This window comes from Peptoniphilus mikwangii, assembly GCF_000468535.1.
GTDB lineage: Bacteria > Bacillota > Clostridia > Tissierellales > Peptoniphilaceae > Anaerosphaera > Anaerosphaera mikwangii.
In genome coordinates, this window is sequence record NZ_AUQY01000003.1 from 16,236 (window position 1) to 28,579 (window position 12,344).

Genomic DNA, 12,344 nt, shown 5'->3' on the forward strand with positions numbered 1-12,344 from the left:
TCCTCCCGTTAATTTGATTCTAAAAGATTGTTATCATTCTTAGAAACTTTTTCCTTATCAATATAGATTATCTCTCTCGGCTTTACCATTCCAAGATCTTCCCTTGCAACTTTTTCTATAAATTCAGTCGAATCAGAATTTCCTATTTCTGCCTTAAGATTTTCAATATCTTTTTTTAATTGTTCTATTTCTTTATCATTGCTTAAAATTTCTGCCATCTTATTGTGTTTTTCTGATGCAGAATTACTAACAACAAAAGCTCCATATATAACAGAACTTAAAATTATAATTGCACATAATATAGGGAAAAATTTTTTCTGTTTCATTATAACAACCTCCATCTTAATTATTGCATTTAACACTTGATTTTTCAAGTATAATCTTGAATAATTACTCTATTATTTCATATAAAGATGAAGCATCTTTTTTTGCAACTGTTTCCCTAACATCAATTATTTTTGCCTTAAAAGGTTTATTCCCAAATGACACCTTTAAAATATCTCCTTCTTTAACTTCATCACTCGGCTTTGCAACCTTATCATTTATCAAAACTCGTCCACCTTCACAAGCTTCCTTTGCAATAGTTCTCCTTATTATAATTCTTGAAACTTTTAAATATTTATCTACTCTCATATTACCACCAAAATTAAAAAGAGGAGCTTCGCTCCTCTAATACATTATTTATTAACTACTTCCTTAAGAGCTTTTCCTGCTCTGAATACAGGAGCTTTTGATGCAGGAATCTTAATGATTTCCTTAGGATCTCTTGGGTTTCTTCCTTCTCTAGCTTTTCTTTCTCTAACTTCGAAAGTTCCGAATCCAACAAGTTGAACCTTTTCTCCACCTGCTAATGCTTCTTCAACTGTTGCTAAAAATCCATTAAGAGCCATTTCAGCGTCTTTCTTAGTTAAATTACTTTTTTGTGCAATACTTGCAACTAATTCTGATTTGTTCATTTAAAAATCCTCCTTATAATAAGTTATTCTTTGTTTTCAGAATTTCTTTGGCCTCGTTATACAGATCTTCAAGTTCATTTAATTTTAAGGCCTTTAAATCCATATTATGCTCTGAGGCCAGCTTACTCATTACAGAAAATCTCTCAATAAACTTATTTGTTGTAGAGTCTAAAACCTGTGAAGGGTCTTCTTTTAAAAACCTACATAAGTTTACAGAAGTAAATATTAAATCTCCTACTTCTTCAGATATTTCTCTTGAGTTTTTACTATTTAAAGCTAATTTTAATTCATTTAGCTCCTCAGCGACTTTCTCTAAGACTCCATTGACATCATCCCAAACAAATCCAATAGATACTACACTATCTATTACAGATGCTGCTCTATTGATTGAACTGCCTGAAAAATTTTTCAAGCTATTAACAAATGCCCTATTGTTGTACCTTAGACTATTGTCATTATACCCTATGTTATTTGTTTTTTCCACACTATTTTTTAGAAATTCCCTATTTTTAGTCAATTTTTTGTCTAATTGTTCTAAAATTTCATAAAAATAGTATAATCCTTCATCGTTTAAAATTATACATCTGTTTATAACATCAATAGCATCAGTAATTAACCTGTCTACATCTACTTCTATATCTTCTTTATTCTTAAAATCAGCTATATTTTCATCAGCTTTTAAAATTATATCTCTAAAATTTTTTATATCATTACACTTTGGAATATATATTGCACTTTGGTGATTTATATTTTCTATTCTATCTAATTCATAAATTGGAACATAACATACATATTCATCTCTTAAACCTGCATCTGTAATTAAATAAATTTTATATTCATCTCCATATATTTCAGATAATGCAAGTTTCAAATCAACTGCTATTCTATTGTTATAAACCTGAGTTATTATTACATCACACTTGACATCTATATCAAGCGGATTAAAATCATCGCCATCTATTAATAAAAGTCCCTTTGACGGATCTCTTTTTACCGCTCTTAAAACAGGTTCTATAAAACTCATACCCATAATTATATTATAGTCCTGTGTTTTTTCCATAAGCTTTACAACTGTACTTTCTGCAATAAGCGGATTCCCGGGAACAAAGTAATTTATATCTTTATCTTTTGCCTCATTTAAAAGAACCTCTACTATCTCAGTATATACTTCTTCAAAGCTGTTTTTCTCCTCATATAAATAATCAAAAGATGTAAACTCTATTTTTTCATCTTCAAAATATTTTACAGCTTCATGAAAAACGGTTCTTATAAAATTTTTATTTCCATTTTTTACAGCTTCGACAGCTTCAAGAGTTAATCCATATTTATCCGTTGCCCCAAGTCCTACAATATTTATCAAATAAATCACCTCTAATTTATTCTAATATTTACTTAACAAAAAGTAAAGTTATGAGATTAATCTCATAACTATCCTATACTTCCTTTAAATAATCCTATTAAATATACTGCAAGTGTAACTCCGCAGTACAAATATTTTAACATGTAATAATATCCTTCCCGCACCGGATTTAAACAACCTTTTGATACTTCTTTAAGCACAAACTCTTTACTGCATATCCAAGAAAACATTATTGCCGAAAGAAGCGCACCAAACGGAATTATATAAATGCTGACTGCATCCATCCACATTCCAAGTGTGTTCCCATTTTCTATAAATATTCCGACTATAAATCCGATGGATAAAACTATACCCACTGATGTCGCTCTTGAAAGTTTAAATTTTTGCTCTATCATTTCAACCGGTGTTTCATATAAATTTATAAGTGATGTTATTCCCGCAAACAATACTGCTACAAAAAATATTATTGAAAATATTCTTCCGCCATACATATTTTTAAAAATCTCAGGCATTGTTATGAACATCAATGGCGGTCCGCCTGATGTTTCTATCTTATAAGCGTATATAGCAGGAGTTATTACCATTGCTGCAAGAATAGCGGCAGCTGTATCAAAGATTGCAGTAAATTTTGCAGAACGCGGTGCATTCTCATTATCGTTTAAATATGAACCATATACTACAGTTCCACTCCCCGCAAGAGAAAGCGAGAAAAAAGATTGTCCAAGTGCATAAATCCAAGTTTGTGAATTTGCAAGTTTAGACCAATCCGGAGTTAATAAATAATTATAACCATCCGCCGCTCCCTCAACCGTTGCAATTTTTATTGCAAGTACGACAAAAAGCACAAAGAATGCCGGCATCATAATTTTATTTACTTTTTCTATTCCGTTAGATATTCCAAATACCATTATTATAAAACATATTATAATTGCTATTAAGTGCCAAATAATAGACCCGAAGAGACCTGCTATAGCTCCGAAATATTCTCCGCTATTAGCAGAATTTAACATTGAACCTGTAAAAGCTCCCAATACAAATCTAATTATCCATGCTACTACAACACTATACCCGACGGCTATTCCAAAAGAACCTATTACGGGAATAATACCTATATATTTTCCAACGGAACTTCCTCTTGTCTTTGTAGCTGCATTAAAAGCTCCAAGCGGTCCTGACTTGAACGCTCTTCCAAGGGACATTTCTTCTATTATTCCTATTCTTCCTATCAATAATACAAAAAGTAAATACGGAATTAGAAACGCAGCCCCTCCGAATTTATGAACTCTTATCGGAAACATCCAAATATTTCCCATTCCAACCGCCGAACCTATACAAGCTAATATAAAACCCCATCCTGTATTGAATTTATCTCTGCTGTATTTATTATCCAAAATATCACCGCCCTCAATCAAATTTTATAAATAATAAAAGATTACATTTAAAATATTAAGTGTAATCTTTATTATTATATCAATTTATAGCATTTAATTAAAGTATTAATTTTTGAACTGATTTAAATTCTTCTGTTCCTGCAACCGAATTTAAATCAAACATAATCGACTCAACATTAGAAAGTACACAACCCATTTCTTTAAGTTGACTCATTGCATTTTTATAATTAAATTTACTTCTTGAGCCTATCGCATCACTTGCAATAAAAACTTCATATCCCGCTTTTATTAAATCTCTCGCAGTTAAAAGTACACAAATATGAGCCTCGATTCCACACAACACCACTTGACTTTTTCCTGAATCAGAAATTTTCTTTTTAAATTCATCATTTAACATGCAACTGAATGATTTCTTTTCTATTTCCTCAGTATCTTTTAAAAATTCTTTTATACTGTTATTTGTATATCCAAGTCCCTTAGGATATTGAACAGTTATCATACTGTTGATATTCATGATACTTACCATTTGAGCTAAAATTTTTGAATTTTTAAGTACTTCTTCTCTGTTATCAATTGCTGCAAGTAACTTATCTTGTATATCTACAAATAAGAATAATGTTTTTTCTCTATCTAAACTAAAATTTTTCATATTATCTCCTTAAGCTCAATTTCCGCCATAATCTTTTTGATATCTGCCATTGTAATCATTCTGAACTTTATAAAATTTTCAATTATTGAAGATGCAATTCCAAGTTTTATTGTAGTTTCAAAATCATATTCTCTTTCAATACCAAATGCTATTGCTGCAAGCATTAAATTTTTATTAATTCTTGAAACGGAATATTTTAACTCTTCAAAATTCACACCATAACTTTTATTCTTAGTTACTATTACACATCCTTTTTCAGAATTTACTATAATTATTCCCGTACCGCTATCTAAAATTACACCGGCTGCACTTACAACTTCCGTCTGAGTTTTTATTTTAAGATTTGTATAATATTCAAGCTGTTCCTTGTCAACTATCATCATATATGGTTTAGAATTTTTTAAATTTTCAAGTTCAGTAACAACTACTGCAACTTTAATTCCCTCTTTATAACATAATTTTATCAAGCTTTCATATAATTCATCTCTTATGAAACTGTCATTTTGCGGTATACACACAAATTTTTCAAAAGATATCTCACGAGCAAACATAGTATATAAATTCTCTTCATCTTCTGTTGTGATTCTCGGTAATTTACTACGAACTATTGTCTTCAAGCTTCTGCTCTTAATTAAAATTTCCTCTGAACTTTCATCTTTGATTTTTATGAAATCATAGTCAGCCTTAACAGCATCAAGGTTTTCTCTAATTAAAACTCCATTTTGTCCGCCTAAAAAAGTAATTAATCTCGGTCTATCTCCAAGCTGCATAAGAAATGTAAGCATATCAATTCCATATCCGCTTGCATAAGTTCTGCTTTCACTATACACATTTTCAGAATTTTTTACAAAGTCGACAACCTTGTAGCTTCTTGTCAATTTAGGATTAAAGTCGCAAAAAACTATCATAGCTCCCTCCTATTTTACACTGTATAATTTACTTAAAACATCTTCCTTAATTTCTCCTACTTTATTTTCTGCAACATCTTCTGCAACATCTTTTGCATATATATATAATTTTATCTTAGGCTCTGTACCTGACGGTCTTACCGCAAACCATGAACCATCTTCAAGGTGATATATAAGAACATTGGATTTTCCCACATCCTTATATCCATTCTTATAATCTATTTCTTCTTTTACCTTCAGTCCTGCAAACTCTTTAAAACCGCTTTCTCTAAAGAATTTCATCATCCTTAAAATTCTCTCTTTTCCTTCCATTCCGTCAAGTACAATACTCATTAAATGTTCTTTAAAATATCCATATTTCTCATATATTTCGTATAATACATCTACAAGGTTTTTACCCATTTTTTTATAATAGGATGCCATTTCAACTATCATCATAGATGATATTACTCCATCTTTATCTCTTACATGATTTCCGAATACATATCCTATACTCTCTTCATATCCGAATATAAATTCAGATTCTTTTGATATATCCCACTTATTTGGAAGTGAACAGATATTTTTAAAACCTGTCAATGTTTCATAGCATTTGACGGACAAACTTTCCGCTATCGTCTTTCCTAAATCTCCCGTAACTATAGATTTTACTATTGCACCATTTTTAGAAATTAAATTCCTTTGATTTAGTGAATTAAGTATATAATACAATAATAATGCTCCCGTTTGATTTCCGTTGAATGCATAATATTCTCCGTCTTTTTGTTTTCCCATAATTGCAACTCTGTCACAGTCCGGATCTGTTGCTACAATAAGATCTGCATTTATTTTTTTTGCAAGTTCAACCGAATATTTAAATGCTTTAATATCTTCCGGATTAGGATATCCTACTGTTGCAAATGTAGGATCGGGATTTTCTTGTTCCGGTACCACATTTATATTTGTAAATCCTCTTTCTCTCAATATATGTCTTACAGGTTTATTTCCCGTTCCATTTAATGGAGTATATACTACACATATGTCCTTATCTAAATCATCATTAATTCCCTTTGCAAGTGTATCTTTATAATAGCTTTGATCTATAGTATGATCTAATATTTCAATTAATCCTTTTTCAATTGCTTCATCATAGTCCATTGTAATTACATCTTCAAAGTCAAGATTTTTTATTTCAGATAATATTTCATTTGCTATATCATCTAATATTTGTGAGCCTTCTTTCCAATAAACTTTATATCCGTTATATTGTTTCGGATTATGACTTGCGGTTACTACAATACCTGAAACCGTCTTTAAATATCTTACGGCATAAGACAGCATTGGTGTAGGTCTTATATCGTCAAATAAATATGTCTTTATTCCATTAGCTGCAAATACTCTTGCAGCTATTTCTGTAAATTCCTCCGACATAAATCTGACATCATGAGCTATTACAATTCCTCTCTTAACCGCTTCTTCACCGTGATTTTTAATTGTATTTGCAAGCCCTTGAGATGCTCTTGCTATAACATACTCATTCATTCTGTTAGTTCCTGCCCCTACAATACCTCTAAGACCTGCTGTCCCAAATTCAAGATCTTGATAAAATCTATCTTCAAGTTCTGTTTCATCTTTAATACTTCTTATCTCTTCTTTTGATTCTTCACTTATCACTTGACTATTTAGCCAAGCATTCATTCTTTCTTTATACATTTTCATCTTCCTTTGTTAAATCTTCAAATTTTGCATCTATAAGCTTCATTAAATCAGCCGGTTTTAACTTCACTTGCATACCTATCTTACCTCCGCTTACATAGATATATTCTCTATCCTCAGCAGTTATATCTAGGTAAGTTTTAAACTGCTTCTTCATACCGATGGGAGAACAACCGCCATGTATATATCCTGTAGTCTTTAACAAATCTCTACTATGTAGCATTTCTATTTTCTTTTCTCCGCTTATGCATGCAGCCTTTTTTAAATCAAGTTCACATGCAACAGGTATTACAAATACATAATGTTCATTTTTAGAAACTGTTACCAATGTTTTATATACACATTCAACAGGCTCTCCAAGTGAACTTGCAACCTCTACCCCCGAAATTCCTCCATCAATAGAATATTCAACTATGTCATATTCAACTTTATTGCTATCCAAAATTCTCACTGCATTAGTTTTTTTCATATTTTCCTCCAAAAAAAATGAAGTATAGAATATATACTTCATTTTACAACATATTATAAACTTTTTCATCTTTTTTTACTTATTCTGCCGCTAAATGCCAAAATAACAAGAAGTGTAATTACTCCAATTAAAACTATGGTACCTCCCGGTTTTAATCCTAAATAAAAGGATATTACAAGCCCTGACATTGTAAATAGAACTCCAAATAATGACGAAATTATTATAGTTTTAAAATATCCAACCTCAAATTTCATAGCACATGCTACCGGTACAACCATTAGAGATGAAATTATAAGTATACCTACCGTCTTGGCGGCAACAGAAATTGTAATTGCAATTAATATCATAAATATAGTATTAACTCTATCCACATCTATTCCTGAAAGTCTTGCGCTGGTTTCATCAAACGATATGTGCATAAGATCTCTATATAAATATAAAAATGTAAAAAATACAACTATTGAGATAATTATTATAAGATAAAATTCAACAGGAGATATGGCAATTATGCTACCAAATAAAAAGGACTCAAAATTTGCAGCTTTCTTAACAAAACCTGAAAGAATTGATGCAAGTCCAATTCCTGTCGACATAATAATTGCTGTTGAAATTTCTTGATAACTCGGAAATTTTTTTCTTATATATTCAAGCATAAGTCCTGCAAAAATACATGTTACTACTGCACCTAAAGTTGGTGTGATTCCACTTATAAGACCAATCATAACACCTGCCAGAGAAACATGAGATAATGCATCTCCGATTACAGATATTTTTTTATTCACTATTACGATTCCCATAAATGGTATTATTATCGAAAGTACAAATCCTACAAGCATGGCTTTAATCATGTATGAATATCTGAAAATCTCCATTATTTGCACCTCTCAATTCTACCGTCAAAAAGCTTATATAATTTACTTATATAATTTTCAATATCCGATAATTCATGAGTAATCATAAGTATTGTTATTCCGTGAGCCACATTTAAATGATGCAATAGACTAAATAATTTCTGTCTTGTTTCAAAATCTATCCCATTAGTAGGTTCATCCAAAATCAAAAAACTTGGATTTGAAACAAGTGCTTTTGCAATTAAGACGCGTTGTCTTTGTCCGCCGGAAAGCTGATAATAAAGTGAGTTTATTTCATCTTCCATTCCAACTTGCAACAATGCATCAAGAACTTTATCCTTATAATTACACTTAAAGACTTTAAATCCTCTTGTTTCATCATGCAATGATAATGAAACGAGTTCGCCAACAGTAATTGGAAAAGTATAACTCGAACCAATTCCAAGTTGCGGAACATATCCAACATCTCTATATCCCAATTTTTCATTTAAAAATAAATCCACTCTACCATCATTTGGACTTAGCTGTCCTAAAATAAGTTTAATCAAAGTGGATTTTCCGGCTCCATTTGGCCCGACAAGAGCAACAAAATCACCCTTGTCGACTTCAAAATTCACATTATTAAAAATTTTTTCTCTGTTATATCCAAAACTCAAATTAGATACATTAAGAATTACATCATTCACTATTTTAAAGCCTCAACTAACTTTTCTAAATTAGACTTCATTATTGAAACATAATCCGCTTTTGCTTCAATTTCTTCTTCAGAAAGAGCTTCTAACGGACTTAAGACCACTGTCTTTGCGCCTGTTTCAGCAGCAATGGTATCAGCAACCTTAGGCTCAATTAATTCTTCCGTAAAAATCGTATTTATTCCCTTTTCTCTCACAAACTCAATAATTTGCGCCATAGTTTTTGCATCAGGTTCAGACTCGGCATTAACTCCTTCAATACCAACTTGCTCAAGACCATACTCATGACATAAATATCCATAAGCTTCATGAGAAACTACAATAGTCCTATTTGGAACTTTTGCAAGTTCTTCTGCATAAAGCTTATCTAATTGTTCAAATTCAGCCTTATATTTTTCAAGATTTGCATTATAGTATTGTGCATTTCCAGGATCCTTCTCAGAAAATGCTTTTGCTATATTTTCAAGTTCAATTATTGCATTTTTAGGAGAAATCCAAACATGTGGATCAAGTCCGTGTTCATGTTCTTCTTCATGGTGATGGTTATGCTCTTTTGCTTCTTCATGTTCTTCATGATGATGATTATGCTCTTCTACTTCTTCATGTTCTTCATGATGATGATGTTGCCCTTCAATTAACTCTATTCTATCACTTGCCTCAACAACAGCTAAGTCCTTGTTATTAACAGAAGATAACACATCATCTGTCCATGACTCAAGTCCAGCTCCATTATAAATGAAAACATCCGCATTTTCAAGTTTCTTTATATCATCTTGACTAGGCTCCCAATCATGAGGTTCTTGTCCGTTAGGTATTACAAGATTTAAATCTATCTTATCTCCACCAATCTTATCTGCAAAATCATACATAGGGTATATAGAAGCATATACCTTTAATTTACCTTCAGTTTCTTCATCAGTCTTATTATTTTTATCTCCAACATTGCCACATCCGACAGTAAATACAATAAGCACTATAATTATTGAAAACAATTTTAATTTTCTATTCATCTTTCTTCCTCCTTAATATAAATAATAATCATTCTTAAATTGTTTGCTTTTATAATTCTACCTTTTATTTAAATTATTGTAAAGAGTATTTTTTAATAAGTTAATTATTATTTATATTTTCATATTTCTATCGTATAATAGTCAAAAGAGGTGTTTTTATGGAAAAATTGTTGAAGAAACATAACTTAAAGATTACTAAGGGTAGAGTTGAAATCCTAAAGTTATTAAGTAAATGTAATAATGCAATTTCTGCTGATGAAGTCTACTCAAAAATACCACATTCAAGTTGTAGAAGTATTGCAACAGTATATAGAATACTTAATCAGCTTGCAGATTTGGGTATCTTAAGAAAAACTTTACAACAAAACGGTATATGCTATTATGAAATGCACACTCATTCTCATAAACATTACATAGTTTGTACAAAATGCGGTGAAATAGAACCTATTTCAGAATGTCCAATGGAACCGTTTGAAAAAGAAGTATCAAGTACTACAGGTTATAAGGTTACAGGTCATAGCATAGAATTAAAAGGTATATGCCCTAAATGTCAAGACATAAAATAAGAAATTAACAAGGACGCTATAGAAGCGTCCTTACTTATTTATTACAATTATTGATAATATATTAAATACTTAATAAATTAATCTTTGTTTGAAATCTTTTCCCTATATTTTCATTTTGAACAATAAAAAACTCCATAAGTAGTTTTGGTTATTTATCTTGTCTACTTATGGAGTATCATATCAATTTGACTTACTGTTTCTTAAATCACAATATAATATTTCTTTTAATTTTTAAGTTCAAAATTTAAATTGTTTCCATATTAAAATGAAATGCCTTTTACAACTGCAATAAAACACAATATTGCCGCAAGCGGTACATAAATATATTTTCCGATAAAATGCCATGAAGAAGAATATTTTTTACTACTTCCGACATTAATTTCAGATAATAATTCTTTCGGATCAAGTATCCAGAACCAAGTTAGTGCTCCAAGTAATGCTCCAATCGGTATTATATAAATAGATACGAAATCCATCCACGGTCCCCAAATAAATATTGCTTCCATATTTACACTTATAGCAAATAATGATATTGCAAGTACCGCCAAGATATTTCTTCTTTTAAAATTTGGGAATTTATACATAATTGACTCAATTACAACTTCAAACATATTTTGTAATGAAGTAATTCCTCCAAATACAACCGCTAAAAACAAAACTATTGCAAATACTCTTCCAAACGGAATGTCTTGAAGTATTGCAGGAAGTGTTACAAAAAGCAGTCCCGGTCCTGATGAAACATCTACTCCGTAAGAGAAACATGCCGGAATTATTACAAGAGATGCAACAATAGCTGCTATTGTATCAAAAAATGCAGTATTTACCGAACTTTTTACTATATCACTTTCTTTTGGCAAATATGCTCCGTATACAATCATTCCGCTTCCTGTAACTGATAGTGAAAAGAAAGCTTGCCCCATTGCAAATATCCAAACCTTTGGATTTGTCAAATCTTTCCACTCCGGTCTGAACATAAAGCTATACCCTTCAAAAGAATCTTTTAAAAATAAAACTCTGACTGCTAAGATACAGAACAATATAAAAAATAACGGCATCATTATTTTATTTGTCTTTTCAATTCCCTTTGTACCTACTACAAGTGTTATTATAACTCCAAATACAATAACTAAATGATACGGGATTACTGAATACTTGGTCAGTGCAAATGACTCAAACCATGCCTTTGTATCTACCAACATAATACTTCCGGTAACAGATTGAAATAAAGCTTTTAAAACATATGCAACTATTACAGAATATCCTACCGCTATACAAAAAGAACCTATAAGAGGTATCCATCCTACAATTTTACCGAGTTTTTTGTGTCCCCTGCTTTTAAATACATATTCATAAGAACCTAAAGTTCCAGTTCCGGTATGTCTGCCTATTGCATATTCCGCACTAAGACCAACATAACTGAATATCGCAACAAAAATTAAATATGCTATTAGAAATGCACTTCCTCCAAGAGAACCTATTCTAAATGGAAATCCCCAAACATTTGCCATACCTACGGCACTTCCCACACATGCAAGTATAAAACCCCATTGGGAAGAGAAGTTTTTCTTATCTTTCATAATGCAATCCCCTCAATTCTAATATTATTTTTAATAATTTTTTAAAGTTTAACACAAATTAGAACAATTGTAAACCCATTTAAACCAATATAGTGAATTTTTTATAAAAATAGTAAGATTATAATCTCACTACTATAAACTATTTCTTATAATAATATTTATGATACTATTTTTAAAATTATTTCAAATAAAATTACAACACAAAAAGCCCTCTTATGTA

The 12,344-nt window shown here is 30.7% G+C and carries 14 protein-coding genes; 1 reads left to right on the forward strand and 13 read right to left on the reverse strand.

The genetic code is table 11. The features are described from left to right. Positions 1–8: 8 nt before the first annotated feature. The 12 genes from M915_RS04460 to M915_RS04515 all read right to left on the reverse strand — a co-directional run bounded on the left by M915_RS04460 (position 9) and on the right by M915_RS04515 (position 9,981). On the reverse strand, positions 9–326 hold the full coding sequence (locus M915_RS04460; RefSeq protein ID WP_036729961.1) for an FtsB family cell division protein: 318 nt from the start codon (positions 324–326) through the stop codon (positions 9–11). Between the two features lie 64 nt (positions 327–390). Next, positions 391–633: an RNA-binding S4 domain-containing protein gene (locus M915_RS04465; protein WP_009222599.1), complete on the reverse strand. Its 243-nt coding sequence runs from the start codon at positions 631–633 to the stop codon at positions 391–393. A gap of 44 nt (positions 634–677) precedes the next feature. Continuing rightward, positions 678–956: an HU family DNA-binding protein gene (locus tag M915_RS04470; protein WP_009222600.1), complete on the reverse strand. Its 279-nt coding sequence runs from the start codon at positions 954–956 to the stop codon at positions 678–680. A gap of 13 nt (positions 957–969) precedes the next feature. Then, positions 970–2,316 (reverse strand): SAM-dependent methyltransferase, encoded by a 1,347-nt coding sequence (locus M915_RS07305; RefSeq protein WP_051259797.1) that lies wholly within the window; start codon positions 2,314–2,316, stop codon positions 970–972. A 68-nt stretch (positions 2,317–2,384) separates the two neighbouring features. After that, positions 2,385–3,707: a sodium-dependent transporter gene (locus M915_RS04480; protein WP_235043764.1), complete on the reverse strand. Its 1,323-nt coding sequence runs from the start codon at positions 3,705–3,707 to the stop codon at positions 2,385–2,387. 97 nt (positions 3,708–3,804) lie between these two features. Next, on the reverse strand, positions 3,805–4,356 hold the full coding sequence (locus M915_RS04485; RefSeq protein WP_009222603.1) for an isochorismatase family protein: 552 nt from the start codon (positions 4,354–4,356) through the stop codon (positions 3,805–3,807). Next, positions 4,353–5,264 (reverse strand): PfkB family carbohydrate kinase, encoded by a 912-nt coding sequence (locus M915_RS04490; RefSeq protein ID WP_009222604.1) that lies wholly within the window; start codon positions 5,262–5,264, stop codon positions 4,353–4,355. The genes M915_RS04485 and M915_RS04490 overlap by 4 nt, the downstream gene beginning before the upstream one ends. A gap of 9 nt (positions 5,265–5,273) precedes the next feature. Further along, a complete protein-coding gene (locus M915_RS04495) occupies positions 5,274–6,962 on the reverse strand; it encodes a phospho-sugar mutase (protein WP_036729964.1) in 1,689 nt (562 codons plus the stop codon). Then, entirely contained in the window at positions 6,949–7,428 is a 480-nt protein-coding gene (gene ybaK, locus M915_RS04500) for a Cys-tRNA(Pro) deacylase (RefSeq protein WP_036729967.1), read from the reverse strand. Before ybaK ends, M915_RS04495 begins: the two co-directional genes overlap by 14 nt. Before the next feature lie 65 nt (positions 7,429–7,493). Beyond that, positions 7,494–8,300 (reverse strand): metal ABC transporter permease, encoded by an 807-nt coding sequence (locus M915_RS04505; protein ID WP_036729970.1) that lies wholly within the window; start codon positions 8,298–8,300, stop codon positions 7,494–7,496. Next, positions 8,300–8,965: a metal ABC transporter ATP-binding protein gene (locus M915_RS04510; protein ID WP_036729973.1), complete on the reverse strand. Its 666-nt coding sequence runs from the start codon at positions 8,963–8,965 to the stop codon at positions 8,300–8,302. The genes M915_RS04505 and M915_RS04510 overlap by 1 nt, the downstream gene beginning before the upstream one ends. After that, a complete protein-coding gene (locus tag M915_RS04515; RefSeq protein WP_036729976.1) occupies positions 8,965–9,981 on the reverse strand; it encodes a metal ABC transporter substrate-binding protein in 1,017 nt (338 codons plus the stop codon). The genes M915_RS04510 and M915_RS04515 overlap by 1 nt, the downstream gene beginning before the upstream one ends. A 158-nt stretch (positions 9,982–10,139) precedes the next feature. On the opposite strand from M915_RS04515, the gene M915_RS04520 reads away from it, so the two are divergent. Continuing rightward, complete coding sequence (locus M915_RS04520; protein ID WP_036729979.1) at positions 10,140–10,547, forward strand: Fur family transcriptional regulator; 408 nt, start codon at positions 10,140–10,142, stop codon at positions 10,545–10,547. Between the two features lie 260 nt (positions 10,548–10,807). Here M915_RS04520 and M915_RS04525 read toward each other — a convergent pair whose 3' ends face one another. Next, positions 10,808–12,124, reverse strand: coding sequence for a sodium-dependent transporter (locus M915_RS04525; protein WP_036729982.1), 1,317 nt, complete (start codon positions 12,122–12,124; stop codon positions 10,808–10,810). Positions 12,125–12,344 lie beyond the last annotated feature (220 nt).

Excerpts from the sequence above, each read along its gene's own strand:
- M915_RS04465 (WP_009222599.1), bottom strand. The coding sequence starts at position 633 with ATGAGAGTAGATAAATATTTAAAAGTTTCAAGAATTATAATAAGGAGA.
- M915_RS04520 (WP_036729979.1), top strand. The coding sequence starts at position 10,140 with ATGGAAAAATTGTTGAAGAAACATAACTTAAAGATTACTAAGGGTAGA.
- M915_RS04490 (WP_009222604.1), bottom strand. The coding sequence starts at position 5,264 with ATGATAGTTTTTTGCGACTTTAATCCTAAATTGACAAGAAGCTACAAG.
- ybaK (WP_036729967.1), bottom strand. The coding sequence starts at position 7,428 with ATGAAAAAAACTAATGCAGTGAGAATTTTGGATAGCAATAAAGTTGAA.
- M915_RS04515 (WP_036729976.1), bottom strand. The coding sequence starts at position 9,981 with ATGAATAGAAAATTAAAATTGTTTTCAATAATTATAGTGCTTATTGTA.
- M915_RS04485 (WP_009222603.1), bottom strand. The coding sequence starts at position 4,356 with ATGAAAAATTTTAGTTTAGATAGAGAAAAAACATTATTCTTATTTGTA.
- M915_RS04525 (WP_036729982.1), bottom strand. The coding sequence starts at position 12,124 with ATGAAAGATAAGAAAAACTTCTCTTCCCAATGGGGTTTTATACTTGCA.
- M915_RS04470 (WP_009222600.1), bottom strand. The coding sequence starts at position 956 with ATGAACAAATCAGAATTAGTTGCAAGTATTGCACAAAAAAGTAATTTA.
- M915_RS04505 (WP_036729970.1), bottom strand. The coding sequence starts at position 8,300 with ATGGAGATTTTCAGATATTCATACATGATTAAAGCCATGCTTGTAGGA.
- M915_RS04460 (WP_036729961.1), bottom strand. The coding sequence starts at position 326 with ATGAAACAGAAAAAATTTTTCCCTATATTATGTGCAATTATAATTTTA.
- M915_RS04495 (WP_036729964.1), bottom strand. The coding sequence starts at position 6,962 with ATGAAAATGTATAAAGAAAGAATGAATGCTTGGCTAAATAGTCAAGTG.